This window comes from Exiguobacterium undae DSM 14481, from assembly GCF_000620805.1.
GTDB lineage: Bacteria > Bacillota > Bacilli > Exiguobacteriales > Exiguobacteriaceae > Exiguobacterium_A > Exiguobacterium_A undae.
The window spans coordinates 2,125,452-2,151,192 of the sequence record NZ_KK211187.1 but is presented as its reverse complement, the minus strand read 5'-3'; the positions used below and the strand labels follow the sequence as shown (position 1 = coordinate 2,151,192).

Below are 25,741 nucleotides of genomic sequence, written 5' to 3'. Positions count from 1 at the left end.
TATAGGAACACTATGGAGGGCGTGTAAATGATTCTCAGATTTTTTTTTGAAACGATTAATGATAAAATACAAACAAGGGAGGGAATACGATGCCTTTTTTCAATACAAAAAAATTAGAAGAACTGCGTATGATTGCAGGTGGCGATGAAGTGTTTCTACAAAAAATCGGTGAGACGTACATCGCTCAATTCGATCGTAAGTTTCCGGAACTAAAAGACGCAGTCGCAGCAAATGATGCGGTACAGACCGAAAAATTAGCTCACTTACTAAAAGGCGCCTCCTATTCCGTTGCAGCGGACGACTTAGCAGATGATTTTGAACTTCTAGAGCGTGAGGCGGAGACCGGTTCGTTAACGAATGCCTCCGATATCTTGCACCGGGTCGAGCAATGTATGGTCGATTTCAGGAAAGTATGGCTGGATGTCTTTCTCGGCAAAAATCCTGATTCGGTCCAATGAAATAAAGCAAATTCGTTTTTGTCGAATGAGAAAAACCGTCCTCCGAGTGTTCAGGAAGACGGTTTTTTCGTGATGTAAGAATTAGAGGACGTATGTATCAACCGTTTCGATCAAGCGACCGATTTCCGGCTTCGTGATTTGCGCATTGACTCCGACCGATTCTCCTTTATGACGGAGGTCGTCCGAAATCAGCGACGAGAACACGATGATCGGCAACTCGGTATACCGGTCATCTTCACGAAGACGTTTCGTCAAATGTAATCCGTCCATTTTCGGCATCTCGATATCCGTGATCAAGAGATCGCAGTCGCTTCCCGCCTCAAAGGCATCAAACGCATCCTTTCCGTTGATGAACCATTTCAGACCGTGATAACCCGCTTCTTCGAGCGTTTCGATGATGAGGGTCCGCAACATCTCCGAGTCCTCGGCAATCCAGATCGTTTTGTTCGACCGGTTACGCGGCAGAACCCGACGTCCTTCTTCGCGGGCGAAGATGTCTTTGCGTGAAAGTTCGAGGGCGATTTTTTCATAATCGAGCAAGATGATCATTTTATCACCGGTCTTGACGACACCGTTCGTCAATCCTTCGATTCCACGTGCCAGTTCATTCGGCGTATCAATCTGTTCCCATGAGATACGGCGGATTTCAGTCACGGCGTCTACCCGGAGAACACTTTTTTCTCCGTTGAATTCACAGATGATCAAGCGATCATCCGTCGTTTCTTCGTGGGCAACGCCGATGACAGTCGGTAAATCGATCACGGTCATGACTTCACCGCGCAATTCAATTAAGCCTTTGACGGCATCCGGTGTTCCCGGAAGAGGGGTCATTGGTAACGGGACGATGATTTCCCGGACCTTCATGACATTGATACCAAACGTATACGGACCACAGTGGAAAATGACGATTTCCAATTCATTTGTTCCGGCTTCCAATAAAATATCGTGTTGATTGTACACGTTATCGAGCTCCTTTCAATCCTGCACTGCACTTCTGACTAGTTATCGGCAGATAGCGGAAAAAATTACATACGAAAAAGAATAAAAAAATTGTTGTAATCGCTTTCATTTTATGTTAAGCAAAAAGTTTGGCATTTGTCTGACCAATTGATTACAATAAGCTATGCAGCCACACACTGAAGTGAGAGAGAAAAAAGATATGGAGGTCGAGTGGAATGACTACAGCAACAACGTATACATTTTTATTAGATGGACAATGGCATGAAAGTGAATCCAATGAAACGATTGAAATTGCTTCACCTTATAAAGAAGACATAGTGGGTCGTGTTCAAGCGATGACAAAACCGGAAGTCGATCGAGCGATCGCTTCAGCCAAAACGGCACAAGCGGAATGGGCAAAAGTACCGGCTAACAAACGAGCGGAATTACTCCATGCTTGGGCAACTGAACTTGAGAAGCGGGCGGATGAGATTGGGAAAGTCATCATGCGTGAAGTCGGTAAAGGTCTTGCGGACGGGATCAAGGAAGTAAAACGGACAGCTGAAATCATTCGTTATACAGCGGAAGAAGGTCTTCGTTTTGATGGACAGATGATGCAAGGGGATTCATTCCCGGGCGGAAGCGCCAAAAAAATCGCTGTCATTAAAAAAGCACCACTCGGCGTCGTACTGGCGATTTCACCGTTTAACTATCCGGTTAACCTGGCAGCGGCGAAACTTGCACCAGCCTTGATGACAGGAAATGCTGTCGTCTTCAAACCGGCGACACAAGGATCAATCAGCGGTATCTTGATGGTAGAAGCTCTTGTCGCAGCAGGTCTGCCGGCAGGACTCGTCAATCTCGTAACCGGTCGTGGATCGGTCATCGGTGATTATTTGACAGCGCATCCCGGCATCAACATGATTACGTTCACAGGTGGTACGGCGACGGGACAACATCTCTCGCGTCAATCGTCAATGATTCCACTCGTTCTCGAGCTTGGCGGGAAAGACCCGGCCCTCGTTCTGGAGGATGCGGATCTCTCGCTCGCGGCAGATCACATCATCAGCGGTGCGTTTTCATATTCCGGACAACGTTGTACAGCAATCAAACGTGTATTCGTTCTTGAACCTCAGGCAGATGCGCTCGTCGCAGAATTGTCTGCCCGAATCGCGAAATTGACAGTCGGTTCACCGGAAGACGAAAGTGTTGTCGTCCCATTGATCGATGCGAAGTCAGCTGATTTCGTCGAAGGTCTGATTACGGATGCGAACGAAAAAGGCGCTACGCTCGTCACAGGTGGAAACCGGACAGCGAACTTGATCGAACCAACCTTGTTTGACCATGTCACACGCGATATGCGGATTGCATGGGAAGAACCGTTCGGACCGGTCTTACCAATCATTCGTGTCAACTCGGTCGAAGAGATGATCGCCTATGCGAATGAATCGGAATACGGTCTTCAAGCAAGTGTCTTCACAGAAAACATCGACGCAGCGTTCAGCGTGGCTGACGCGCTCGAAACCGGTTCGGTTCAAATCAATGGTCGGACGGAACGTGGTCCCGATCACTTCCCGTTCATCGGTGTGAAATCTTCAGGTCTCGGCGTACAAGGCGTCGGACGAAGCTTAGCTTCGATGACACGCGATAAATTAACCGTCCTCAACTTAAAATAAGCAGTAAAACGACCTTTCAATCTGCGGAAAGGTCGTTTTTTTTGCATCCAAATGCCGCTTAAGGACGTATGCTGTTTACCTGAATATTCGATGACAGCAGACAAAATTTGCCGCTGTCACTCCTTTCTCTCTATAATGAAGGAAACGATGGAGAGAAAAGAGGGGTTTGCCCATGTCACAAGAAGATGAAATCTTCGTATTACCTATACCGACACCGTTTCCAGTCGGTGATGTGAACTGTTACGTCTTACGGACGAAAACAGAAACAATCCTGATCGATTGTGGTCCGGATACGGAACAGGCTTGGCAGGCGATGCAAAAAGGATTGGCACACATCGGCTTAACCGTTTCCATGCTCGATAAAGTGATCGTGACGCACCATCATGCGGATCATGCGGGCATGGCGTACCGTTTCTCGAACCAAGGGATTCCGATTTACGGACATGCCCGATTACGTCCGTATCTGGAACAAGACGAGACTTTTTTGAGCCAAGGCGACGATTTCTTACAACGTCTGGCGATTTCGTTTGGTGTACCGAAAGAAATCCGGACGCTTCTGCCAAGCTACATGTCGGCCTTGAAATGGCTCGGAAAAGGACGGTTGGATCATGTCTTGCAGGAGGGCGATTCGATTTGTGAGTCCGGTACATACCGAGTCCTCGAGCTACCGGGACATGCGAGTGATCAAATCGGTATTTTGAGTCAATCCGGTGTTCTGTTTGCGGCCGATCATCTGTTGGCCCGGGTCGAACCCAACCCGTTGCTTGAGCAGCCGCAGAGCGGCGATACGTCGGACGCAAAACGTCCTGTCTTGGCCTATATGCGTTCGCTTCGGAAATTACAGGGAGAACGGATTGAGCTGGCCTACACCGGTCACGGTGAACCGATTCGCGACGTTCCGTCCTTGATTGAAGAACGGTTATTACAACGCAAGGCAAGAGGGGAACAGTTGCTGAAGCACCTAGAAGGAGAGCAGACACTGTTCGAATTGGCCCGTGTGACATACGGCAACCGCTTAAAAAAATCATTTCCGCTTGTCATGAGTGAGATGAAGGCACGTCTCGACTACCTTGTCGCCAGTGGACAGATTACGGTCGTCAAACGAGACGGGATTTTGTATTACGCCAAACAAGGTGAAAGCTCATGAATCTACTGAATAAAGTCGTCGTCTTGACCGGTGCCTCAAGTGGGCTCGGCGAGGCACTTGCGCGTGAACTGAATCGCTACGGGGCAAACTTGATTTTAGTGGCGAGACGGGAAGACCGGTTACGTCGACTGGCAAAAGACTTGAATGCCGAGTATTTTGTCTATGACTTGGAACATTCACCGGAGCTTCTTGCAGAACAGATCGCAGAACGGTATGGCATGATTGATGTACTGATCAACAATGCAGGATTCGGGGAGTTTAGTTTTTTGGAAGATACGACAATCGAGACGATTGAATCAATGACGCGGATTAACCTCCTCAGTCCGATTCGACTGACAAAAGCGTGCCTGCGTCTGTTCCGCCCAAACGGGATGGTCATCAACGTCGCCAGTCAGGCAGGCAAGTTGCCGACACCGAAGTCGACGATCTACTGTATGACGAAGGCTGCCTTGTTGCAGTTCTCAAACGCCTTGCGTCTGGAACTCAAGCCAAAAGGAATTCATGTCATGACCGTCAATCCGGGACCCATCGCAACGGAATTTTTTGTTCGTGCGGATATCAGCCGGAAATACGAAAAAAACGTGGCGAACATTCTCTTATCAAAAGAGAAATTGGCGCAAACAATCGTCCGGGCGATGGGCAAAAAAAAGCGGGAAGTCAACGCTCCTTTCTGGATGGAAGGTTCCGCCAAAGCGTATGCGCTGTTTCCAAGGATGATCGAGTGGTTCGGGAAATCAGGTTTTGATAAAAAATAAAAGGGGATTTTTGCGGATGAGAAAACAAATAATCGGAATAGCGGCAGCGGGTCTCGTACTGGCTGGTTGCGGCAATACTCCGGCAGCGCCGACACAAGATAAAGTACTGGGATCTTCGTATACGACGATTGAAAAAGAAGCGGCTGACACGACGGTCCGGATGTATATGTGGGGCGGCGATGACGGGATCAATGCCTATATCGATGAGTACCTGACACCCCGCTTGAAAAAAGAGCATCAGATTACACTAGAGCGTGTGCCGATTGAGACGGCGGACATCATTCAAAAGTTACGGGCCGAGAAAAAAGCCGGCAAAGAGACGGGTGTCATCGATGTCATCTGGATCAACGGAGATAACTTCCGAAACGCGAAAAAAGACGGCTTATTGTACGGTGAAATCACGAAGGTGCTGCCGAATATGAAGTACGTGGATCCACAAGCACAAGGTTCAGACAGCGGGACGCCGACCGACGAGCTGGAAGCCGCATGGGGCAAAGTCCAGTATACGTTCCACTACGATCAGGCGAGTGTCGCAAATCCGCCAAAAGATCTCAAGACGCTGAAGAGTTGGGTCAAACAGAATCCGGGCAAATTCACTTATCCTGAAGTAACGGACTTTACGGGAAATGCGTTTGTCCGTCACGTCATGTACGGTGTTGAATCAAAAGAGACGTTACAAGATCCAAAAGCCGATTTCAAGAAAACATGGGCTTATCTGAACGAACTCAAACCGTATTTGTGGAAAGAAGGAAAAACGTATCCGAAGACATTGGCGCAACTGGACCAATTGTATGCGAAAGGCGATGTCTCGTTTACGATGGGCTTCAACGAACGTCGGGCGGAGCAAGAAGTGAAATCAGGCACGTTTCCGAAGCAGACACGTCCTTTGATTTTAGAAGAGGGGTCGATTGCCTCGACACACTTCTTGACGATTCCATTTAATGCGCCTAATCCAAACGGTGCCCTCGTGACAATCAATCAACTGTTGTCGGCAGAAGCGCAACTGAAGAAGTTTGATGCGACCTATTGGGGCGATGGAACGAGTCTCGATCTTTCGAAGCTCAATCAGCAGGAACAAGCGGCGTTCGCCGATGTTCCGGCGGCAGCCTCGACACCGAAGCCAGCGGACTTTAACGGAAAAGTCCGGGCGGAGCTCGATCCGGAACTGTTTGATCTGATCCGGAAGGACTGGCCGGAACGTGTGGCGAGGTAATGCCTGGCCGGCGACACTTCTGATTGCCGGTATGGTGGTGTATGGTCTGTTCGTCAGTCTGTCGATGACGACCTGGAACGATTACAGCCGTCTTGCGTCTGATGCCGTCTTTTTGGAAAGTATCGGCATCAGCCTCTATGTCGCATTGAGCAGTACGGTCCTGTCCGTGCTGGTCGGGGCGATACTTGCGGATTATTTTGCGAGACGGACGGGTTTTACGGAACAATTGTTGGCATTGCCGTTGTTCATCCCGCACCTCGGTGCAGCATATCTGTCGATTCTGTATTTAAGTGACCTGCCCGTCATCGGACCGCATGAAGCGAATCATCTCAGCATCATCCTGACTTATCTTTATAAGGAAGTGCCGTTCGTCTTCTTTTATCTTCTGCCGGTATACCGACGTCTCGATCACCGTTATGAAGAATTGGGCTTGATGTTAGGTCTGTCACGGATGCGGCGGTTTTGGCACGGAAAAGGTGTGTTTCTGTTATTCCCGGTGTTGGAAGCGGCCTTCATCGTCTTTGCCTTTACGTTGTTCGCTTATGAGGTGCCGGCGTTACTCGGCGTCACCTATCCGAAGATGATTGGGGTTTACGCCTTTGATTTATACACACAAGGCGATTTATCGAGCCAACCAGCAGCTTTCGCCATCAGTGTCGTCCTGACCGTCAGTTTGTTGGTTGTGTTATTGACATTCACGCGTTTCGTCAGACCGTTGACGGAACGGATCAGTAAGGGGCGAGCGGAATGAGACCAACCCTTGTGAAAAGTCTGTTGATTGGTCTGATCGTCCTGCCCTTGATCGGTGTTATCCCGACGACCTGGACGTGGAACCCGCGTTTACTGGACACAGTGACAACGACTGTCCTGATGATTGCGGCAGTGACGCTGCTGAATCATCTGGTCGGCTATGCAGCCGGAAAAGCGATTGCGTTTCGCACCGGCAGATTGATTCGGTTGATGGAACTGTTGATCAGCTTGCCGCTGTTCCTGCCCGTCTTGTTGTTATCGTTCGGCTTGTACCTGACCTGGATTCGACTGGGGCTCGCCGATCAATTTTTAGGCGTCTTGTTGGTGTTGCTGTTGCCGACATTGCCGTATACGATCCGTATCTATACGAACGGATTTCAAGCACTCGGTGAACAGATGATGGAACAGATGATTCTCATCCAACCGAACCGCTTCAAACGGTTCTTTTTCCTGACCGGTCCGATGATGCGGTCGTCGTTACAGTCCGTCACCTTACTCGTGACGGTAATTGCATTAAGTCAGTACGCACTTGTCGCACTGATCGGTGGTGGTGTCGTCCGGATGATCGCCCTCGAAGCCTTTCCGCTCTATACGGGAAATTCGTTGGTTGCGGCGAAAGAAGCGACGATTTGGTTGATTGCTTTACCATTTTTGATTTATTTTGTTCAACTCATGGTGTTCTCATCGTGGGTTCGACTTGTTCGGAGGCTGTTAGATGGACGTAATGATCCAGCACGTAACGAAGACATTTGGAAAGAAAAAGGTGTTACAAGAGATTGATTTGACGATTTCCTCCGGGAAGTGTGTTGCCCTCGTCGGACCAAGCGGTAGCGGGAAAACCACGTTACTCCGTTTGATCGCCGGACTGGAGCGTGTCTCGAGCGGAACGATTCACTTCGGAACAACGGAGATGACACGTGTCGCGCCGAACGAACGGGGCGTCACGATGTTGTTTCAGCGTCCGTTACTGTTCCCGCATCTGACCGTCGGACAAAATGTCCGGTTGGCAATGAAAAAAGGGAGCCGGCAGGATGTGAACGAATGGCTGGAGCGTGTCGGTTTGACCGGGCGGGCGGAGTCGTTTGTCCATGAACTGTCCGGTGGAGAGCAACAACGGGCAAGTCTCGCCCGGGCACTGGCCAGCGAACCAAACTTCCTGTTACTGGACGAACCGTTCTCAAGTCTTGATTTGCCACGGCGTCGGGAACTGCGGACGCTGATTCGACGGCTGACGGAAGCAGAAGGCGTCACGACATTACTTGTGACGCATGACCGGGAAGAAGCGATGGCGATGGCGGATTATGTCTACGTCATGGAACAGGGACGGATTATTGATCAAGGCAATCCGGTCCGGCTGGCAGAGACGAGTCCGTTTTTCGGGGATGGAGTTCATCTGAACGGTGAATGGTATTCCTTGTCCGATGTGAAGTTGGTCTTAAGACCGACGAAGGAAAGTTTTGAACGTGTTACGATTACGAAAGAGCTGATCCAGTACGGCGTCCGATTTTATGAAGTCGAACGCGAAGCAGGAGAGCGTCTGATCGTGCAGACGAGTGAGACGTTTTCTGAAGCAATGACAGCTTATATCGTCAGGAAGGAGGGGTAATATGTTAGATACACGGGCCAGAAAAGTTGTCCAGCCCCTTTTTGAACAGGTAGCGACCTTATTAAAGAAAATGGGACTTTCAGCGAACCAAGTGACTATCATTTCCGGAATCATCGGGGGTGCGACAGGGTTTTTTGTATACAATGATATGATGGGTATTGCCATTTTACTATTATGGATCTCTGGTATGTTAGACGTCGTGGACGGCACGATGGCGCGACGTGAGAAAACGACGCCGATCGGAACGATTCTTGATTTGGTGCTCGATCGAATCGTCGAACTGTCCGTTTTGCTTGGACTTGCGCTCCGCTTTCCGGAGACACAAGTCGTCATCTTATTTTTAATCGCTTCCTTTGTGATCGGGATGACGATGTTTCTGGCGATTGGAGCAGTCAGCGAGAATTATGGGTTCAAGTCGTTCCAGTATCAACCGGGATTGGTTGAACGGACGGAAGGATTCCTCTTTTTGACCGCGATGTTACTGTTCCCAAGTGCCATCATTTGGATTGCGCTCGTCTTTTTAATTGCTGAATTGTATACAGTCGGCGAACGGTTTTATCAAGCCTCGAAGGTGTTACGATGAGTGAATCGGAACAGCTGATGGTGGTGGATGAAGCCGGACAACCTTTGTATACGGCAACGCGGCAAGACGTGCATACGCAAGGTCTGTGGCATGAGACGTTTCATTGTTTTGTCATCGACAGCATAAAACAGCAGGTCGTGTTACAGCAACGGGCAGATCAGAAAAAAGACTTTCCCGGGATGCTGGATATCACGGCGGCCGGTCATCTGTTGGCCGGTGAGTCAGTTGCTGACGGAGTCCGGGAACTTGAAGAAGAAATCGGACTCGTCAAGTCTTTTGAAGAACTGCATGGACTCGGTGTGTATCAAGAAGAATTACGCTTACCGGGCTTCATTGATCGGGAACGGATTCATCTTTTCTTGACGGACTCGGCAAAACCACTGACCGGCTATTCGTTGCAGACGACGGAAGTCCGCCGGCTCCTCGCTTTTTCGTTCGCTGAGTTCGCCCGGTTGGCGGAAGAAGAAACGACGGTCTTAACAACGGTCGAAGGTGAAACCATTCAACGCAATCAATTCGTGCCGCATCCGACCGACTACTGGAAGACGGTGTATGCAGGAATAAAAGCTTATTGTGAACGGTGAACGTAACAAAAGGACTGACTAGCGGAGAAAACGCGGCAGTTCTTTTTCTTTTTGACCGAAAGCTAGGCAGAAAGTAGCATAATAAACATTTCTCTGAGATAATTAACAATATATACATTTGATGAAAGAAGGTGCAGCCAGTGGCGTTACGATTTGCATTGCTCGGACTGCTAACTCAGGGAGAAGCGACCGGATACGATTTAAGTACGACGTTCAAAAAACAGATGACGCATTTTTGGACGGCGCATCATACACAAATTTACCGTGAATTATTAAAGATGGAAGACGATCAACTGGTGACAAGTGTCTATATCGTTCAAGAAGACCTGCCCGATAAAAAAGTCTATTCAATCACGGAACAAGGACAAACGGCACTCGTTGCCTGGCTGCGGGCGCCGAGTGAATTCAAACCGAAGATGAAGGACGAGAATCTGATGCGGGTGTCTTTGTTGCATCTGTTGCCTCCGGATGAAGCGGTCCTGTATCTGGAAGAGTCCAAACGGCATCACCAGTTTGCGGTCGACTTGATGCGGGTGTGGCGAAAAGATCATCTCGAGAACGGGGCCACGCTTGGGGAAACGCTGACCAGTGAATATGGATTACGGATGATGCTCAACTACCTCGACTGGTGTGACTGGGCGATTGAAGAAATCAAAAAAAATCAGGCCAATGTCTGACCTGCGGGGATTTCACGGTCTGTGATCTAACATCAACTCACTTCTGTTCAGGGCAGAGTGAGTTGATTTTTTGTGGATTCTTTTTGATGCAGACTGTGATAGAGTAGATGAATTGTAAGAGCATTAGAGGAGGTAACAAAAAGCGTGAGTGTATTTACGGATTATGAAGACTGGATCGATGAAGAAACGGACGAGATGATTGAACAATATGCCGATTATGCCGTCAAGGAACTGAAATGGGGAGGCGAAATCAGCGATTATTATGTCGAATCCGGACTGATTGACCGGTTTGTTGCGCAACAAATGATGTGGTTGTCGTTCGAAGAGATGGAACAGATTTTAGACGAATCGACGGTGGACTTTGATGTCATTTCGGTGGAAACAGAAGAAGCGATGCAACGCGCCCAAGTCGAACAAACACTCCATCACGACATCAAACAACAGTTGACGATCAAAACACGTCCTTTCGTCGCAAGCCGCCTCGAGCAGCTCTGCGAGGAGCAGCGTGATGTCGCGCCACAAGCTGAAGTCTCGCGGCTTGCCTATGAACAAGTCGTCCAGACATTGAAGACAGGACCGGCACCGGAAATTATCGCTAAGCGGTGGTACCGTCGTGAGCGGATCATTCACCGTTCGTTTACGCCGGATGAACAAGCCCGTCTTGAACAACGACGTCAAGAGCTCGAACCCGAGTATCAAAAGGACCAACAACGACTGGAAGAATTACAGCGTGAACGCACGAATTGTGAACGGCTGTTACGGTGATAAAGCAAAACCATGGCAAAAGGGATCGCTCTATTGCACATGGTTTCTCAGCTAAAACAACAAGACCCCGCATCCTTGCCTGATTGAGGCAGGAAAGCGGGTCTTGTTCGTCTCTGACAGTACGGATTTCTGTGCTGTTTCCTGCAAGCGTTGCGCGAAGGAAGTCATTTTTTTTGAATCAAAATGAGGGTGACGGATATCAAATCCGCCACCCTCATCTGTGTAGAGACCGACTGTTGAGTCAGTCTCTTTCAGTTCAATTAGATGCTTTTAGACCGTTGCCAGTTTCGCCAAGATAAGTTTCGCAACTGCTTCGCTTGAAGCCGGGTTTTGACCTGTGACGACGTTGCCGTCGATGACAGCAAATTCTTTGCCGGCATCTGACGTCAAGAACGTTGCGCCTTCGCTGCGTAACGTTGTTTCAAGCAAGAACGGTACTTTATCTTCAAGACCTGTTGATTTTTCTTCTTCGTCTGTGAAGCCGTTGATTTGGCGACCTGAGACGAACGGTTTACCGTCGATCGTAACATGCGCGAACGCCGCTGGACCGTGGCAGACAGAAGCGACGATGCCGTCTTTTCTGACCATTGCTTCGATGGCGCCGGCGACAAGCGGGTTGTTCGGGAAATCGACGACCGCTCCGTGACCACCTGGGAAATAGACGGCATCAAATGATGCGGGATCGACATCCGCGAGTGGCGTCGTATCATGAAGAGCACGGCGTGCATCTTGGAATTTTGGCAGAATTTCCTTGACCATTGAAGCTTTATCAATCGGGACATCGCCGCCTTTGACAGAAACGACCGTGACGTCATGGCCGGCTTCGTGGAACAAGTTGAATGGGGCTGCGAACTCTTCGAACCATAATCCTGTTTTGTGACCGTTCATATCATCAGCACTGGTTGAAACGATTAAAATTTTTGACATAATAAAACTCCTCCTCTGTAATAACGTTACAAAGAAGGAGATTCCCTCGTCTGAAAAAACTCAAACCTTATCGATGTTCTGTATACGTATGAACAGGAAGCAAGGACAGGACGTGTGCGATTTCTTCTGCCGACAACGTTTCCCGCATCGCTTTCAGATTCGCTTGGAGTTGTGACACGCTGGATGCGCCGGGTAAGACGATATCCGCCTGTTGATCGATGGCTTGAAGAGCCATCGCCGGAAGCGGATAGGCTTGGAGTGTCGTCAACACCTGCTCCAGCTGTTCCTTATCGTATTGTTCAAACCGGTCGACGGATTGAAGACGGGATGTACTCTCCGTCGTCAACAGACCTTTTGCCAGCGGACCGCGGGCCACGAGTTTGATGTTTCGTTCTTGAAGCCGCGGCAACAATTCTTCGATTCGACGGTCAAGCAGCGAATACGGTGTCATCAAATAACTGAAATCACTGTTCTCCAGCCAGTAGTTGATGACGTTCGGACGCAAGGAAGACAAACCGTATTCTTTGATCCGTCCCTCCTGCTGGAGATCTTTCATCGCACGGATCGACGCATCAAGATCGTCTTCCATCGTTCCGCCGTGAACATAATACAAATCGAGGTACGATGTTTCGAGTCGGTTCAGACTCTCGAAACACGCCTGTTTCAAATAGTCATAGCTTGGGTCCCACGTCCAGCCCGTTCCGGTCGCGTTCATCCGGTTGCCGCCCTTGGAAGCAAGAAACAACCGGCTCCGATCTTCAGGTGAAAACGTTTGCCCGATCAGTGACTCGACCGCTCCGTTTGCGTAGACATCCGCCGTGTCAAAATGAACGATTCCTTCATCAAGCGCCGTCCGTAGAATTTCTGTTGCTTCTTCCTGACCACGCTTCAAAATCGTCATCGTGCCTAATCCTAATGCCATATCAATCCCTCTTTTCTTTCAACTAGTGCTACTGCTACTCAGTTTAGCATATTTAGCGGTTGATTTTCGTTCCGGGTGCTCTTGCCCAAAAGAATGAAACAGACTTGCGTCCGGAATCGGAAAACAGGCATACTGAGGAAGAGAAGAAAGCAGTGATTCGAATCCGAACAGAAGAGGTGTACATGATGGAAGAAAAAACAATTGAGCGGGAAGTAATCTATGAAGGAAAAGTCTTTAACGTCGAAAAGCACGTCGTCAGTTTACCAAACGGCAACACGTCCGTCCGCGAGCTGGTTTACCACAACGGAGCGGTCGCCATCATCGCCTTTGATGAAAAAGGAGATTTGTTGGTCGTTGAGCAATACCGCAAAGCGTTTGAACAACTATCCATTGAAATTCCGGCCGGGAAACTGGAAAAGGACGAGGATCCGGTAGATTGTGCCGGAAGAGAACTAAAGGAAGAGACCGGTTATGCAGCGGGCGAATTAACCCATGTGTTTGATTTTTACGGGGCACCCGGTTTTTGCAGTGAACGGGTACATATTTATGAAGCAACCGGATTGACGGCAGGGGAGCGGCAGCTCGATGCCGATGAATTCCTCGAAAACCAGACGCTGACGCTTGAACGGGCGCTGGAATTAGTGGAAAATGGGACAATCGTCGATGCGAAAACGATCATGGCGATCCAACATTGGCACATCCGTACTTTAAAATCATTCTAAAGTAAATGATTTTCAGTTGATAATCATTTTAATTTGAAAAAGGAGTGATTATCAGCTATGATAAAACCATCAGTTTCGACCAAAGGGGGCGCTATGATGGAAAGTCGTGTTGAACGCATTAAAAAACAGCTGAGCGGTAAAGGATATAAGCTGACTCCCCAACGTGAAGCGACCGTACGGATTCTGCTTGAGCATGAGTCGGATCACCTCAGTGCGGAGAATGTCTTTTTATTGGTCAAAGAAAAAAACTCAGACATTGGACTGGCGACGGTTTACCGGACGCTTGAGCTGTTGACGGAGTTAGAAGTCGTTGATAAAGTCAATTTCGGAGATGGCGTATCTCGATTTGATTTACGGCAAGAAGGAGCGAGTCACTCGCATCACCATCTTGTATGTATCGAATGTGGATCCGTCGAAGAAATCTTAGATGATATGTTAGAAGAAGTCGAAAAAGAAATCGTCTCGCGTTTTCAGTTTAAGATCAAGGATCACCGGTTGACGTTCCATGGTGTTTGCCGCGTCTGCCAAGAACGGCACGCACGGGAAGCGTTGGAACAATCACAAACCCAAACCGTCTGACTGTCCTCATCAAAAAGAGGACGGTTTTTCTTTTTTAAAAATATAGGTCAGACCTCTTCACAACGGTTTACACCTTTGATATGATGGGAAAGTAAGCGATTTCTTAACGATAGAGGATGAGTTCAGTGAGGCAACAACTGGAAGCATTTATCAACTATTTAGTGATTGAACGGCAAATGTCCGCGAATACGGCGGCTGCCTATCGAAATGATTTAAACCAGTATCTGACGACGCTTGAGCGGGAAGGGATTTCTTCACCGGAAGAAGTCACGCGCCACCACATCGTCCTTCACATCGAATCTCTGCTTCAGGCACAAAAGTCGCGTGCGACAGTCCGGCGGTCAACGAGTTCGATTCGTTCGTTCCATCAATTTTTAGTGGAACGGCAGATCGTCCGGCACGATCCGTCGCGACATCTTGATTTACCGAAACCCGACAAAAAGTTACCGGTCGTCTGGAGTCAAACGGATATCGTTCGTTTGCTTGATTCAGTCGTCGGCAACGATCCGCTCGTCCGGCGTGACGCAGCAATGCTCGAACTGCTGTACGGCACCGGCATGCGAGTCAGTGAGTTGTTACAATTAACATTGAATGATCTGCAACTGGAACTCGGTTACTTGTCGTGTCTCGGGAAAGGGAACAAAACCCGCATCATCCCGATCAGTCAGACGGCGATCGACAGTGTGACGGTCTATCTGGATCTCGCCCGCAACAGTCTCGGCGGTCAACAAACCGATTATGTGTTCCTTAACAGCCGGGGCGATCGTTTGTCGCGGCAGGGTTTTTGGAAGATGATTAAGCGCCGGGCAAAAGAAGCCGGGATCGAAAAAGAGATCACGCCACACGTTTTGCGTCATTCCTTTGCCACCCATCTCCTCGAAAATGGAGCTGATCTGCGGGTTGTCCAGGAAATGCTCGGTCACGCCGATTTATCGACGACGCAAATGTATACGCATGTCAATAAAGCCCGTCTGCACGACGTCTATAAAAACCATCATCCGCGTGCGTGATGGTTTTACCTCTTAAAGGTCTGACTTCAGACAAATAGGGTGTTTTGTCTAGTCCGTTTGCGGGAAAATTCTAACGGGATTTGTTTTAACAGTAAGCAATAAGTATTAGGAGGAATTTTAACATGGCTCAACCATTCAAACGTGTATTTTTAGTCGTCATGGATTCAGTGGGAATCGGAGAAGCACCGGATGCCGAACAGTTTGGCGATCTTGGAGCGCATACACTTGGACATATTGCGGAGCAGCGTAATGGTCTGAACATGCCGCACATGGCAAAACTCGGTCTTTCGCACATCGCACCGATCCAAGGCGTTTCAGCAGAAGCAGCGCCGCTCGCAGCGTACGGGAAGATGGAAGAAGTATCGGCCGGCAAAGATACGATGACCGGACACTGGGAAATCATGGGTCTTCGCATCGATACGCCGTTCCGTGTGTTTGAGAAGTTCCCGGAAGATTTGATTGGACGTCTCGAAACATTCTCGGGTCGGAAAATCATCGGCAACAAGCCGGCGTCCGGAACGGAAATCTTGGATGAGCTCGGACAAGAACACGTCGAGACAGGTGCGTTGATTGTCTATACGTCGGCTGACTCGGTCCTTCAGATCGCAGCGCACGAAGAAGTTGTTCCGCTCGAAGAATTGTACCGGATTTGTGAGTACGCTCGTGACATCACGCGTGATGACCCGTACATGCTCGGCCGGATCATCGCCCGTCCATTCCTCGGAGAACAAGGTGCCTGGGTCCGGACGTCGAATCGTCATGACTATGCGTTGAAACCGTTTGACCGGACTGTCATGAACGAACTCGAGACAGCCGGACTCGATGTCATTTCCCTCGGGAAAATTGCTGATATCTTCGACGGCGAAGGCGTGACGGACGCCATCCGCACGAAATCGAACATGGATGGTATGGACCAACTCGTCAACCAACTTGACCGTGATTTTACAGGACTTTGCTTCTTGAACCTCGTCGACTTCGACGCATTGTTTGGTCACCGTCGTGATCCGCAAGGGTACGGTCAGGCGCTTGAAGAATTTGATGCCCGTCTGCCGGAAGTTTTTGAACGTCTTCAGGAAGATGATCTCTTGATCATTACAGCGGACCACGGAAATGATCCCGTTCATCCAGGAACGGATCACACACGCGAGTATGTGCCATTACTTGCTTACCACAAAAATGGTGTCGCAAATGATTTGGGAATCCGTTCGACGTTTGCCGATCTTGGGGCAACGGTTGCCGATAACTTTAATGTGAAGCTGCCGGCGCATGGTAAGAGTTTCTTGTCAGAACTTTAATTTAAGGGAGCGATTCAGATGACAGTCAATTGGAATGAAACACGGTCGTATTTAGAAAGCAAGATGCAGGCGAAACCGGAAATCGGTTTAATTCTCGGTTCAGGACTCGGTGTCCTGGCGGATGACATCGAAAATCCGATTGCGATTCCTTACAGCGATATCCCGAACTTCCCTGTCTCGACGGTTGAAGGTCATGCCGGGCAACTCGTATTCGGAACGCTCGAAGGGAAACAAGTCGTTGCGATGCAAGGACGTTTCCATTTCTATGAAGGATACTCGATGGAGATGGTCACATTCCCTGTCCGCGTCATGAAAGCGATTGGTGTTGAAACACTGATTGTCACGAACGCAGCCGGTGCTTGCAACGAAGCGTTTGAACCGGGAGATTTGATGTTGATCACGGATCACATCAACTTCTTCGGCACAAACCCGTTGATTGGGAAAAACGTTGATGAGATGGGACCCCGTTTCCCGGATATGTCGAAGCCGTATGACGCTGAATTGTTGCGTCTTGCCCAAGAAACAGCAGACGAACTTGGCATTCAAGTGCGTCAAGGCGTTTACTTCGGCAATACAGGTCCGACGTACGAAACACCGGCGGAAGTTAAACTCGCCCGGTTGCTCGGTGGAGATGTCGTCGGTATGTCGACGGTTCCGGAAGTCATCGTCGCCCGCCACTCGGATATGCGCGTGCTTGGTATTTCGTGTGTCTCGAACATGGCAGCCGGCATTCTCGATCAGCCGCTTCACCATGACGAAGTCATGGAAACGACGGAACGTGTCCGTGCGCACTTCCTGTCACTTGTCCGCGGTTCGATCAAAAAAATGTAAGAATTGTAGCCCGATAAAAATACGAACGACCCCTTGAGGAGGAACTTATTATGCGTATGGTAGATTTGATTGCAACAAAACGAGACGGTGGCGAGTTACCAACAGCCGATATTAAAGCGATGGTCGAAGGATTCACGAACGGTGACATCCCGGATTACCAAATGTCAGCCATGTCGATGGCGATTTTCTATCAAGGCATGTCGGACCGCGAAATCGCGGATTTAACGATGGCGATGGTCGAATCAGGTGACGTGATTGATTTATCACGCATCCACGGTAAAAAAGTCGACAAACACTCAACAGGCGGAGTCGGCGATAAGATCAGTCTGATCGTCGCACCACTTGTTGCATCAATCGGAATTCCTGTCGCGAAGATGAGCGGACGTGGTCTTGGCCACACGGGCGGAACGATCGATAAGCTCGAAGCGTTCCCTGGATTCGACGTGGAATTGACGGAAGAAGCATTCGTTTCTCAAGTCAACGACATCAAGATGGCAATCATCGGTCAAACGGGTAACCTGACACCAGCCGATAAAAAATTGTATGCGTTACGTGATGTGACAGCGACGGTCAACTCGATTCCGTTGATCGCAAGCTCAATCATGTCGAAAAAAATCGCAGCCGGTGCAGACAGCATCGTCCTTGACGTTAAAACGGGTTCAGGTGCTTTCATGAAGTCATTTGAAGACGCAAAAGCGCTTGCGACGGAAATGGTATCGATCGGGAAAAGTGTTAACCGGAAGACGATCGCCGTCATCACGGACATGGATCAGCCGCTCGGAAACGAAATCGGGAATGCAAACGAAGTCAAGGAAGCGATCGAAGTTCTTCAAGGCAAAGACGTTCGCGATCTGAAAGTCATCGCGTTGACGATTGCTTCGCACATGGCAGTCCTTGGTGAGTTCTACCCGACGTTTGACGAAGCGTATGCCGATCTCGAGACACGTCTCGCAAACGGAGCAGCACTCGACGTCTTCAAGAAGTTCATCGCAGCGCAAGGCGGCGACGCGTCACTTGTTGACGATATGTCGAAAGCACTCGAAACGAAGTTCGAAAAAGATTTCGTGGCGTCTAAAGCAGGATACGTCTCAGAAATCATCGCGGATGAAGTCGGTGTCGCAGCGATGATTCTCGGTGCAGGCCGTGCGACGAAGGCAGATGTCATCGATCACGCAGCAAGCGTTACATTATTCAAAAAGGTCGGCGACAAAGTCGAAGTCGGTGATGTCATCGCGACACTCCGTTCGAACAAAGAAACACTCGACCAAGCAATCGAAAAAATGGACCACGCGTACCATATCAGTGAGACGAAGCCGGAAGCACGCCCGCTCGTTCACGCTGTCATTCAGTAATCAATCATATAAATATTGCCTGAGTAGCGGACTTCGTCCGCTACTCTTTTTTTATGGTAAAATCGAAAGTGTAAAAAATTGGTACTCCAAAAATGAGGAGGGTTTTTATTGAAGCTTATGAAGCGTTTGATCATCGTGATCTTCAGTCTAATCGGAGTCATCGGATGTGGAGTTGTAATACTGGTTTTTGCCTTTTGGCAAGATGCGAAGCCAGACGTAGCACAAGAAGAGAAAATAAAAAGCGAAGCCAAGATTTACCTAGAAAAGCAGAAGTATCTTCCAGACGCGCGGGTGACCGGTAGTGTTTACGATAGTATGGGGAATTTTTCGTTTGAATACGCAGCTCGAGCTGTTGATGAAAAAACGAATACGGAATTTTTAATCTATCAGACTGAAGAATCGGGGACATTCGTTGATTCGTATCATGCGTCACTCTGGGAAGATCGCTTAGAACGAAGCATCACGTCGCCTACTCTCGAAAAGTTGGATGAGGAGTTAATTGTGCGGGTTCTTTATGATAACGATGAGATCCAACAGCTTGGTACCGATCGTTTTGACTCAAACGCCTATTTGCGTGCTGACGTGGCACCGACGATTTTAATTGACGTGCCACGCAAGCGACACGAACAGGATAAAGTGCAGATCACGGCGTGGGCAAAATCGCTACGCGAGCAAAAGATACTTCGACATATGACGGTCAAGGTAGACTATGTTTCGAAAAAGGGTGAATTGCTTGAGAACGGAAATTCACTATTCGTGACATTATAAAAATGGATTAAATAACGAGAGTGTCCGCTTACCATTCGATTTGTTATAATGGAAATACTTGTAATGGAAAAGGGGGAACTTTCATGAAACCACTACGCTTACAAAAAGGCGATACGATAGCGATTCTCTCGCCGGCATCAGCGGTCGCAGCGTATGTACCGCGTCGTCTGCAACGAGGGATCGAGACACTTCAACGGATGGGTTTTCAAGTCCTCGTGATGCCGAACACGACAGCGATTCACAGTCATACGGCAGGAACAATCGGGGAACGCCTTCAAGATTTACATATGGCATTTCAAAATCCCGACGTCAAAGCAATCATTACGACAATCGGCGGGTTTAATTCACATCAATTGCTTGATGAGCTCGATTACGATTTGATCCGCAACAATCCAAAAATCTTTATGGGCTACAGTGACATTACGGCTCTTCTGTCCGGCATTCAGACGAAAACCGGTTTGACGACGTTCGTCGGACCTGCTATTTTACCGCAGTTTGGTCAACTGCATGGTCTCGATGCGTATACAAAAAAATGGTTTGAAAAAACGCTCATGCAGACGGAGCCGATCGGTCAAATTGAAGCATCGGATGAATGGACGGATGAAGGTTTGCGCTGGGATGTCAATGATGACCGGAGACGGACGCACGTCGTCAATGAGGGGTACGTCGTCGCCCGCGCAGGAGAAGGGGCAGGACCAATCATCGCCGGCAATCTCGGGACACTGTTGTTGCTTGCCGGGACACCGTATATGCCGTCGTTCGACGGTGCTGTTTTAATGCTTGAAGATGACGAAAGCGAAACACCGGAGACGATCGACCGGTACTTTACACAACTCCGTCACCTCGGGGCATATGAAAAGATTTCAGCGATTGTCGTCGGACGATTTCACGGGAAAGTCGAGTTTGATCCGGACTTCACGCTCAAGGATATCCTCCTGCGGGCGACCCGTGGATACGACTTCCCGATTGTACTCGACGCAGACTTCGGACATACCGATCCGGTCTTCCCGTTGCCAAACGGTATTCAGGCATCGGTGACCGCGGGTGAAACGGTTGAGCTCGAAATTCTCGAATCCGCTGTCGAATGAGTAAAAAACCTGCGTTTTGCGTGGAGATTTGATACACTAGGTAACGGAGCCGCGAATGTCGTGGCGAACACCATAGCTGAAAAGCGCGAAAGGTTGGTATACGATGCAAAAAACTGGATATATCTTATTAGAAGACGGAAATAAAATTGAGTTTGAATTGTTTAACGACGATGCACCAATCACAACAGAAAACTTCGAGAACCTTGCGAACTCGAACTTCTACGATGGATTGAACTTCCACCGTGTCATTCCTGGTTTCGTCTCACAAGGCGGTTGCCCAATCGGAAACGGTACAGGCGGATCAGGTAAGACGATTCCGTGTGAAACGTCAACATCATACCCGCACAAGCATAAAGCCGGTTCACTTTCAATGGCACATGCTGGCCGCAACACGGGATCAAGCCAATTCTTCGTCGTTCATGAGCCACAACCACACCTCGACGGCGTGCACACAGTCTTCGGACAAGTAACGTCTGGTCTTGAGCACGCTACAAAAATGAAGCAAGGCGCTGGCATTAAAGAAATTCGTGTCGAAGCGTAATTCATTCCTCTCCTTCTTTTGATGAAAGAAGGGGAGTTTTTTTTCGCTTGATTCAGGGAAGTGAGAAAAAGAATCGAAAAAACGAAGGAGCGATATAGGATGCGTTTAGCAGGGAAAAAGATTATCCAACTTGTCAGCAATGATTTTGAAGATCTAGAATTATGGTACCCGGTCCACCGCTTGCGGGAAGAAGGGGCGATTGTTGAAATCGTCGGTGAAAAGGCTGACGAAAAATACATCGGAAAGTACGGTGTACCAATCGTCTCGGATAAAGCGTTTGACGACATCACACCGTCTGAGTATGATGCGATTCTTGTACCGGGAGGCTGGTCACCCGATCTATTGCGCCGATTTGATTCCGTTCTCGCCATGGTCCGCCATTTTGATGAAACGAAGCAACCGATCGGTCAGATCTGTCACGCAGGATGGGTCTTGATTTCAGCAGGTGTCTTGAACGGTGTCAATGTCACGAGTACGCCGGGAATCAAAGATGATATGACAAACGCCGGAGCGACGTGGCACGATGAAGCGGTCGTCGTTGACGGACATATCATTTCGAGCCGTCGTCCACCCGATTTACCGGATTACATGCGCGAATTCATCAAGGTCCTCGAAGGATCCAAATAATCGTCACAACCTTACTGTACGAGCTTACCTCCCTGTCACCGGACAGGGAGGTCTCGTTTCGGGTAGAGGCACCGACTTTTAATCGATTTGACGAAAAATGAAGCATTTCGAGGCGAGAAGGTGTAGAATAAACAAGTCTCAGTCGATCATATTCCTGAGAGTTGTTGAAACTAGGAAGGTGTAGAATCAGATGCTAGTAAAATATAAAAAGTTGAATGAACGGACCGCGATGGGGTTAATCGCTTTTTCGTGCGAAGTGAAGGATCCGAAGTATTTGCTTGAAACGGTTCAAACCTATGAACAAGATGAGAATCAACAGTTGTATCTCTATAAACAGGATGAAGACTTTATCGGAATCATCGGGTTTCAATTGGTGGATGGCCACGCTGAATTGAAACATATCGCCTTATCGCCATCCTTCCGTGGTGAACGGATGTCTTACATGCTGCTCGATGCAGCGGAAAAGATGATGCGGATGGAGATTACGGGTGCAACAGAAGAAACGACGCGACTTGTTGAGAAGTGGAAAAGTCAATAAAAAACCGGTCCATGTAGTTTCGGACCGGTTTTTCATTTTTTATTCCGCGCCGCAAGTGCCAGCTGTCGGGCCGAGATGACGTCCTGGCGGTCACGTAAAACGTGTTTATGCCGCAAGAAGGACGGATCGTGTTGGACATCGACCGGCACTTGTTGAATGCGTCGTTGCAGGTCTTTTGCGAGCGGCAACGGGATGTGTTGATAGTCGGGTTGCATGAACGCGGGACGTAAGCCCAGTAAATGCGCGACGTCGATGCCGTGACCCGCCAAGGAGCCGGCATGACGTTCGATTTTTTGGAAGGCTTTCGGATAGGTCCGCATCGCTCCAGCCAAGTTGCCGCGGCGGTGGTGATAGCGGGCGACGGCAAGTTGGATCAACGCGACGAGCGACTCATCTTGGCGCTGTCCCGTCTGCCACAATTCTTCGAGCACTTCGTGGCATTCAAAATAATCCTGCTGCACGTTGAATTCGAAAGCAAACTGTTCGATTGGATGCATGGAGGCACCTCCTTTCCTTTAATATAACATAGTCGAAGCGGCGTGATGTATGGTATACTAAGGCGCAAAAAACGTTGATGGGCAGGGAGAATCATGGAATCATACAGTGTAAAGATGGATGCGTTTGAAGGCCCGTTGGATTTGTTGTTACATTTGATTGGGAAACTGGAGATTGACCTGTACGATATTTCCGTATCGGTCGTGACGGATCAGTATGTATCCTATATTCGTGCGATGCAACATCTGGAACTGGATGTGGCGAGTGAATATCTTGTCATGGCAGCGACGCTCCTGCAATTAAAAAGTAAACAACTGTTACCTGTCGAACAGACGGAGTTCGAAGATGTTCCTGATTTCGAGGAGGAGCCGACACGCGAAGGGTTGATTCAGCAACTGATTGAATATAAAGCATATAAGGAAGCGGCACTGGTCTTAAAGGAAAAGGAAGAGGCGCGCCTTGAACTTTTCTCAAAGCAGCCGGAAGACTTGATGGCGTATCTCGATGCCGAGACACAGGATTACAGCGGGAATCTGTCCTTTAGTGACTTGTTGCGGGCGTATGAAAAAATGCGTCAACGTGTCGCCTGGAAAGTGCGCCGATCGAAAACGGTCAAACGGGAAGAACGGACGCTCGAACAACAGATGGTCCATGTTTCCGAATATGTCCTCGGCAATGACGGGACGACATTTTTTGGATTCTTTACGGAACAGCCGACCGTTGAGGAATTGGTGGTCAGCTTCTTGGCAGTGCTTGAACTTGTCAAACAACGGATTGTTGCGTGTGAACAGATGAATGACGATATCTTGTTACGTGCCTTAGTGAAGGAGGAGAATCAGATTGGCGTATGATCGAATCATTGAAAGTTTATTGTTTGTGGTTGGAGATGATGGCATCGATCCACGTGGTTTGAGTCAAGTCCTTGAAATCAGTGAGGCGGCAGCACGGGAACAGTTGCATGCTCTTCAGATAACGTTTGAATCCGAACAACGTGTCTTGCAGATTGTTGAGTCGGGCGGTGTCTTCAAGATGGTCACCCGGAAAGAGATGTCCCCTTATGTGCAAGCCTATGCCGGTTCCCTGGCAGAAGACAGCTTGTCCCGGGCTGCGATGGAGACACTCGTCATCATTGCCTACAAACAACCGGTCACCCGGGCGGACATCGAAGTCATTCGCGGCGTAAAGACGGAACGTGTCATTCATACGTTGAGTGCAAAAGGATTAATTGATGAAGCCGGACGTGCAAAAGGCGTCGGGCGTGCAAAATTGTATAAGACGACTGATCATTTCCTGGATCACTTCGGACTGAACAGTATCGAAGAGTTGCCGCCGCTTGAGTTTGAAGAAACGTTAGAAGCGGACGGGGATCTATTTTTCCGGAATGAGTCGTCACTAGAGGAGAGAATAAATTAATGGAACGTCTACAAAAAATTATCGCCCAAGCTGGTGTCGCATCGCGACGCAAAGCAGAAGAATTGATCACAGAAGGTCGTGTCAAAGTCAACGGGAAAGTCATCACGGAACTTGGCACGAAAGTCGGCGGACGCGCGGAAGTGGAAGTGGACGGCGTCAAACTCGAACGCGAAGAACACGTCTACTACATGCTGTACAAACCAACCGGCGTCGTCTCGACCGTTGAGGATGACAAAGGCCGTAAAACCGTCGTTGATTTGGTCCCGCCCGGTCACCGTGTGTTCCCGGTCGGTCGTCTCGACTACAATACGAGCGGCTTGTTACTCCTGACGAACGATGGGGAGTTCTCGAACCTGTTGCTGCACCCGAAATATAAAGTCCCGAAACGTTACATCGTCAAAATCAAAGGTGTACCGGAATATTATCACGTCAAAGGTCTTGAAAAAGGCGTCGTCTTGCCGGACGGATTCAAAACAGGCAAAGCACGTGTCGAGATGCGTGACATCGACAAGAAAAAGAATACGGCAATTTTAGAAATGGTCATCTATGAAGGCCACAACCGCCAAGTCCGACAAATGGTCGAAACACTTGGAGCGGAAGTCATCAAGTTGAAACGTGAACAGTTTGGCTTCCTGACACTCGCCGGATTGACATCAGGCGACTGGCGCGAACTTTCAAAAAAAGAAGTCAATCAATTGCGTGAGCTGGCGGATCCGGTTGCTCCCCCTACGAAAAGACGTAAGAACACAAAAAAACGTTAATTTGTAAAGCGAGAAGCTCAGCCTGCGGGTTGAGTTTTCTTTGTTTGTGACAAAACGATTAACGTATTTCACATTCTGTCAACATTTAAGCGATTTCAAGTACAATATGGGTGGAGGCGGTGCGACATGAAAAAAACGAATCAAAACCCGGATGAGCGGCTAGCAGCCGCAAAGCAAAAGAAGAAAAAACGTTCATTTTGGCGGTTGATGATCATGACGATGGTGTTATTCGCCGGTGCGGTCGTCATCATGCAGTTTGTGGACCAAGCGACACGCGACAAGGACGGACGAGTCCTTGCCGGAGACGATGCGCCAGGCTTTGCGCTTGTCGATCTGTATGGGGAAAAACAACATACGATGGATGAGTACAAAGGAAAAGGACTTTTACTCAATTTCTGGGGCACATTCTGTGAACCTTGTAAAAAAGAAATGCCGTTGATCAATGACAACGTCGATCTGTTGGAAAAAGAAGGTGTCAACTTCGTGGCGGTCAACGTCGGGGAAACACCGGTTCGCGTATCGAGTTTCATCAAGGAAATCGGTGGAACCGATTATCCGATTCTGATGGATACGAACAGTTCGGTCGAAAAAGCGTACGGCATCTACAACTTACCTGTGACGTTCATCATTAACAAAGAAGGTAAAGTCGTCGAGAAGTATGAGGGTGAAATCGATCAAGCGAAACTAGAAGAAATGATTAAAAAAGCAAACGAGTAACG

General features: G+C 48.8%; 31 protein-coding genes. 27 read left to right on the top strand and 4 right to left on the bottom strand.

Annotation, left to right across the window (positions count from 1 at the left end):
• The first annotated feature begins 89 nt into the window (after positions 1 to 89).
• Complete coding sequence (locus P397_RS0111965) at positions 90 to 458, top strand: Hpt domain-containing protein (RefSeq protein ID WP_026833487.1); 369 nt, start codon at positions 90 to 92, stop codon at positions 456 to 458.
• A gap of 81 nt (positions 459 to 539) precedes the next feature.
• On the opposite strand, the gene P397_RS0111960 is transcribed toward P397_RS0111965, so the two are convergent.
• Entirely contained in the window at positions 540 to 1,418 is an 879-nt protein-coding gene (locus tag P397_RS0111960) for a chemotaxis protein CheV (RefSeq protein WP_028106699.1), read from the bottom strand.
• Positions 1,419 to 1,633: 215 nt separating this feature from the next.
• On the opposite strand from P397_RS0111960, the gene P397_RS0111955 reads away from it, so the two are divergent.
• From P397_RS0111955 to P397_RS0111905, 11 genes are all read left to right on the top strand, one after another.
• Positions 1,634 to 3,073: an NADP-dependent glyceraldehyde-3-phosphate dehydrogenase gene (locus tag P397_RS0111955; protein WP_028106698.1), complete on the top strand. Its 1,440-nt coding sequence runs from the start codon at positions 1,634 to 1,636 to the stop codon at positions 3,071 to 3,073.
• A gap of 172 nt (positions 3,074 to 3,245) precedes the next feature.
• The gene (locus P397_RS0111950; protein ID WP_028106697.1) at positions 3,246 to 4,220 is read left to right on the top strand and encodes an MBL fold metallo-hydrolase; all 975 of its coding nucleotides are present in this window, start codon (positions 3,246 to 3,248) and stop codon (positions 4,218 to 4,220) included.
• Complete coding sequence (locus P397_RS0111945) at positions 4,217 to 4,975, top strand: SDR family NAD(P)-dependent oxidoreductase (RefSeq protein ID WP_028106696.1); 759 nt, start codon at positions 4,217 to 4,219, stop codon at positions 4,973 to 4,975. The genes P397_RS0111950 and P397_RS0111945 overlap by 4 nt, the downstream gene beginning before the upstream one ends.
• 16 nt (positions 4,976 to 4,991) lie before the next feature.
• Positions 4,992 to 6,188 carry an ABC transporter substrate-binding protein gene (locus P397_RS0111940; protein WP_028106695.1) on the top strand — a complete coding sequence of 399 codons (1,197 nt, stop codon included), beginning with the start codon at positions 4,992 to 4,994 and terminating at the stop codon, positions 6,186 to 6,188.
• Complete coding sequence (locus P397_RS0111935; RefSeq protein ID WP_028106694.1) at positions 6,175 to 6,939, top strand: ABC transporter permease family protein; 765 nt, start codon at positions 6,175 to 6,177, stop codon at positions 6,937 to 6,939. The genes P397_RS0111940 and P397_RS0111935 overlap by 14 nt, the downstream gene beginning before the upstream one ends.
• Positions 6,936 to 7,718: an ABC transporter permease subunit gene (locus tag P397_RS17395; RefSeq protein WP_051524025.1), complete on the top strand. Its 783-nt coding sequence runs from the start codon at positions 6,936 to 6,938 to the stop codon at positions 7,716 to 7,718. The genes P397_RS0111935 and P397_RS17395 overlap by 4 nt, the downstream gene beginning before the upstream one ends.
• Positions 7,654 to 8,544 (top strand): ABC transporter ATP-binding protein, encoded by an 891-nt coding sequence (locus tag P397_RS0111925; protein ID WP_028106693.1) that lies wholly within the window; start codon positions 7,654 to 7,656, stop codon positions 8,542 to 8,544. The genes P397_RS17395 and P397_RS0111925 overlap by 65 nt, the downstream gene beginning before the upstream one ends.
• Position 8,545: 1 nt before the next feature.
• A complete protein-coding gene (locus P397_RS0111920; protein ID WP_028106692.1) occupies positions 8,546 to 9,127 on the top strand; it encodes a CDP-alcohol phosphatidyltransferase family protein in 582 nt (193 codons plus the stop codon).
• Positions 9,124 to 9,711, top strand: a complete 588-nt coding sequence (locus tag P397_RS0111915) for an NUDIX hydrolase (RefSeq protein WP_028106691.1) — start codon at positions 9,124 to 9,126, stop codon at positions 9,709 to 9,711. The genes P397_RS0111920 and P397_RS0111915 overlap by 4 nt, the downstream gene beginning before the upstream one ends.
• A 140-nt stretch (positions 9,712 to 9,851) precedes the next feature.
• Positions 9,852 to 10,388, top strand: coding sequence for a PadR family transcriptional regulator (locus tag P397_RS0111910; protein ID WP_026833477.1), 537 nt, complete (start codon positions 9,852 to 9,854; stop codon positions 10,386 to 10,388).
• Positions 10,389 to 10,532: 144 nt separating this feature from the next.
• Positions 10,533 to 11,153 carry a hypothetical protein gene (locus tag P397_RS0111905; protein WP_028106690.1) on the top strand — a complete coding sequence of 207 codons (621 nt, stop codon included), beginning with the start codon at positions 10,533 to 10,535 and terminating at the stop codon, positions 11,151 to 11,153.
• 270 nt (positions 11,154 to 11,423) lie between these two features.
• Here the strand turns inward: P397_RS0111905 and P397_RS0111900 are convergent, their stop codons facing one another.
• Together P397_RS0111900 and P397_RS0111895 are read right to left on the bottom strand one after the other, a co-directional pair.
• Complete coding sequence (locus P397_RS0111900; RefSeq protein WP_028106689.1) at positions 11,424 to 12,080, bottom strand: type 1 glutamine amidotransferase domain-containing protein; 657 nt, start codon at positions 12,078 to 12,080, stop codon at positions 11,424 to 11,426.
• Positions 12,081 to 12,147: 67 nt separating this feature from the next.
• Positions 12,148 to 13,002, bottom strand: coding sequence for an aldo/keto reductase (locus tag P397_RS0111895; protein ID WP_051524023.1), 855 nt, complete (start codon positions 13,000 to 13,002; stop codon positions 12,148 to 12,150).
• Positions 13,003 to 13,187: 185 nt separating this feature from the next.
• Between P397_RS0111895 and P397_RS0111890 the strand changes: the two genes are divergently transcribed.
• The 11 genes from P397_RS0111890 (at position 13,188) to P397_RS0111840 (ending at position 22,353) form a co-directional block, all read left to right on the top strand.
• Positions 13,188 to 13,724 (top strand): NUDIX domain-containing protein, encoded by a 537-nt coding sequence (locus P397_RS0111890; RefSeq protein ID WP_026833473.1) that lies wholly within the window; start codon positions 13,188 to 13,190, stop codon positions 13,722 to 13,724.
• Between the two features lie 96 nt (positions 13,725 to 13,820).
• On the top strand, positions 13,821 to 14,303 hold the full coding sequence (gene fur / locus P397_RS0111885) for a ferric iron uptake transcriptional regulator (protein WP_028106688.1): 483 nt from the start codon (positions 13,821 to 13,823) through the stop codon (positions 14,301 to 14,303).
• A 125-nt stretch (positions 14,304 to 14,428) separates the two neighbouring features.
• Positions 14,429 to 15,313, top strand: coding sequence for a site-specific tyrosine recombinase XerD (gene xerD, locus P397_RS0111880; RefSeq protein ID WP_028106687.1), 885 nt, complete (start codon positions 14,429 to 14,431; stop codon positions 15,311 to 15,313).
• Positions 15,314 to 15,435: 122 nt separating this feature from the next.
• Entirely contained in the window at positions 15,436 to 16,608 is a 1,173-nt protein-coding gene (gene deoB, locus P397_RS0111875; RefSeq protein ID WP_028106686.1) for a phosphopentomutase, read from the top strand.
• An 18-nt stretch (positions 16,609 to 16,626) separates the two neighbouring features.
• Positions 16,627 to 17,439: a purine-nucleoside phosphorylase gene (locus P397_RS0111870; protein ID WP_026833469.1), complete on the top strand. Its 813-nt coding sequence runs from the start codon at positions 16,627 to 16,629 to the stop codon at positions 17,437 to 17,439.
• Between the two features lie 50 nt (positions 17,440 to 17,489).
• Entirely contained in the window at positions 17,490 to 18,791 is a 1,302-nt protein-coding gene (locus P397_RS0111865) for a pyrimidine-nucleoside phosphorylase (RefSeq protein WP_026833468.1), read from the top strand.
• A 108-nt stretch (positions 18,792 to 18,899) separates the two neighbouring features.
• Positions 18,900 to 19,559, top strand: coding sequence for a hypothetical protein (locus P397_RS17390; RefSeq protein ID WP_051524020.1), 660 nt, complete (start codon positions 18,900 to 18,902; stop codon positions 19,557 to 19,559).
• An 83-nt stretch (positions 19,560 to 19,642) separates the two neighbouring features.
• The gene (locus tag P397_RS0111855) at positions 19,643 to 20,647 is read left to right on the top strand and encodes a S66 family peptidase (RefSeq protein WP_028106685.1); all 1,005 of its coding nucleotides are present in this window, start codon (positions 19,643 to 19,645) and stop codon (positions 20,645 to 20,647) included.
• A gap of 103 nt (positions 20,648 to 20,750) precedes the next feature.
• The gene (locus P397_RS0111850; RefSeq protein ID WP_012369909.1) at positions 20,751 to 21,188 is read left to right on the top strand and encodes a peptidylprolyl isomerase; all 438 of its coding nucleotides are present in this window, start codon (positions 20,751 to 20,753) and stop codon (positions 21,186 to 21,188) included.
• A 99-nt stretch (positions 21,189 to 21,287) separates the two neighbouring features.
• Positions 21,288 to 21,815, top strand: a complete 528-nt coding sequence (locus P397_RS0111845) for a type 1 glutamine amidotransferase domain-containing protein (RefSeq protein ID WP_028106684.1) — start codon at positions 21,288 to 21,290, stop codon at positions 21,813 to 21,815.
• Positions 21,816 to 22,005: 190 nt separating this feature from the next.
• Positions 22,006 to 22,353, top strand: a complete 348-nt coding sequence (locus tag P397_RS0111840; RefSeq protein WP_026833465.1) for a GNAT family N-acetyltransferase — start codon at positions 22,006 to 22,008, stop codon at positions 22,351 to 22,353.
• A 32-nt stretch (positions 22,354 to 22,385) separates the two neighbouring features.
• Here the strand turns inward: P397_RS0111840 and P397_RS0111835 are convergent, their stop codons facing one another.
• Positions 22,386 to 22,850 (bottom strand): DUF309 domain-containing protein, encoded by a 465-nt coding sequence (locus tag P397_RS0111835; RefSeq protein ID WP_028106683.1) that lies wholly within the window; start codon positions 22,848 to 22,850, stop codon positions 22,386 to 22,388.
• A 93-nt stretch (positions 22,851 to 22,943) separates the two neighbouring features.
• Here P397_RS0111835 and P397_RS0111830 point away from each other — a divergent pair, with 93 nt between their 5' ends.
• The 4 genes from P397_RS0111830 to P397_RS0111815 all read left to right on the top strand — a co-directional run bounded on the left by P397_RS0111830 (position 22,944) and on the right by P397_RS0111815 (position 25,739).
• Positions 22,944 to 23,699 carry a segregation/condensation protein A gene (locus tag P397_RS0111830; protein WP_026833463.1) on the top strand — a complete coding sequence of 252 codons (756 nt, stop codon included), beginning with the start codon at positions 22,944 to 22,946 and terminating at the stop codon, positions 23,697 to 23,699.
• A complete protein-coding gene (scpB, locus tag P397_RS0111825; protein ID WP_026833462.1) occupies positions 23,689 to 24,261 on the top strand; it encodes an SMC-Scp complex subunit ScpB in 573 nt (190 codons plus the stop codon). Before P397_RS0111830 ends, scpB begins: the two co-directional genes overlap by 11 nt.
• The gene (locus tag P397_RS0111820; protein WP_026833461.1) at positions 24,261 to 25,022 is read left to right on the top strand and encodes a pseudouridine synthase; all 762 of its coding nucleotides are present in this window, start codon (positions 24,261 to 24,263) and stop codon (positions 25,020 to 25,022) included. Before scpB ends, P397_RS0111820 begins: the two co-directional genes overlap by 1 nt.
• A 126-nt stretch (positions 25,023 to 25,148) precedes the next feature.
• A complete protein-coding gene (locus tag P397_RS0111815) occupies positions 25,149 to 25,739 on the top strand; it encodes a redoxin domain-containing protein (RefSeq protein ID WP_035414194.1) in 591 nt (196 codons plus the stop codon).
• Positions 25,740 to 25,741 lie beyond the last annotated feature (2 nt).

Bases quoted from the DNA above. Each gene is read 5' to 3' on its own strand.
- P397_RS0111820 (WP_026833461.1), top strand. From the start codon at position 24,261: ATGGAACGTCTACAAAAAATTATCGCCCAAGCTGGTGTCGCATCGCGA.
- P397_RS0111890 (WP_026833473.1), top strand. From the start codon at position 13,188: ATGGAAGAAAAAACAATTGAGCGGGAAGTAATCTATGAAGGAAAAGTC.
- P397_RS0111915 (WP_028106691.1), top strand. From the start codon at position 9,124: ATGAGTGAATCGGAACAGCTGATGGTGGTGGATGAAGCCGGACAACCT.
- P397_RS0111850 (WP_012369909.1), top strand. From the start codon at position 20,751: ATGCAAAAAACTGGATATATCTTATTAGAAGACGGAAATAAAATTGAG.
- P397_RS0111940 (WP_028106695.1), top strand. From the start codon at position 4,992: ATGAGAAAACAAATAATCGGAATAGCGGCAGCGGGTCTCGTACTGGCT.
- P397_RS0111955 (WP_028106698.1), top strand. From the start codon at position 1,634: ATGACTACAGCAACAACGTATACATTTTTATTAGATGGACAATGGCAT.
- P397_RS0111965 (WP_026833487.1), top strand. From the start codon at position 90: ATGCCTTTTTTCAATACAAAAAAATTAGAAGAACTGCGTATGATTGCA.
- P397_RS0111925 (WP_028106693.1), top strand. From the start codon at position 7,654: ATGGACGTAATGATCCAGCACGTAACGAAGACATTTGGAAAGAAAAAG.
- P397_RS0111920 (WP_028106692.1), top strand. From the start codon at position 8,546: ATGTTAGATACACGGGCCAGAAAAGTTGTCCAGCCCCTTTTTGAACAG.
- P397_RS0111830 (WP_026833463.1), top strand. From the start codon at position 22,944: ATGGAATCATACAGTGTAAAGATGGATGCGTTTGAAGGCCCGTTGGAT.
- P397_RS0111900 (WP_028106689.1), bottom strand. From the start codon at position 12,080: ATGTCAAAAATTTTAATCGTTTCAACCAGTGCTGATGATATGAACGGT.
- deoB (WP_028106686.1), top strand. From the start codon at position 15,436: ATGGCTCAACCATTCAAACGTGTATTTTTAGTCGTCATGGATTCAGTG.
- fur (WP_028106688.1), top strand. From the start codon at position 13,821: ATGGAAAGTCGTGTTGAACGCATTAAAAAACAGCTGAGCGGTAAAGGA.
- P397_RS0111950 (WP_028106697.1), top strand. From the start codon at position 3,246: ATGTCACAAGAAGATGAAATCTTCGTATTACCTATACCGACACCGTTT.
- P397_RS0111945 (WP_028106696.1), top strand. From the start codon at position 4,217: ATGAATCTACTGAATAAAGTCGTCGTCTTGACCGGTGCCTCAAGTGGG.
- P397_RS0111870 (WP_026833469.1), top strand. From the start codon at position 16,627: ATGACAGTCAATTGGAATGAAACACGGTCGTATTTAGAAAGCAAGATG.
- P397_RS0111840 (WP_026833465.1), top strand. From the start codon at position 22,006: ATGCTAGTAAAATATAAAAAGTTGAATGAACGGACCGCGATGGGGTTA.
- P397_RS0111865 (WP_026833468.1), top strand. From the start codon at position 17,490: ATGCGTATGGTAGATTTGATTGCAACAAAACGAGACGGTGGCGAGTTA.
- P397_RS0111855 (WP_028106685.1), top strand. From the start codon at position 19,643: ATGAAACCACTACGCTTACAAAAAGGCGATACGATAGCGATTCTCTCG.
- P397_RS0111815 (WP_035414194.1), top strand. From the start codon at position 25,149: ATGAAAAAAACGAATCAAAACCCGGATGAGCGGCTAGCAGCCGCAAAG.
- P397_RS17395 (WP_051524025.1), top strand. From the start codon at position 6,936: ATGAGACCAACCCTTGTGAAAAGTCTGTTGATTGGTCTGATCGTCCTG.
- P397_RS0111895 (WP_051524023.1), bottom strand. From the start codon at position 13,002: ATGGCATTAGGATTAGGCACGATGACGATTTTGAAGCGTGGTCAGGAA.
- P397_RS0111835 (WP_028106683.1), bottom strand. From the start codon at position 22,850: ATGCATCCAATCGAACAGTTTGCTTTCGAATTCAACGTGCAGCAGGAT.
- P397_RS0111845 (WP_028106684.1), top strand. From the start codon at position 21,288: ATGCGTTTAGCAGGGAAAAAGATTATCCAACTTGTCAGCAATGATTTT.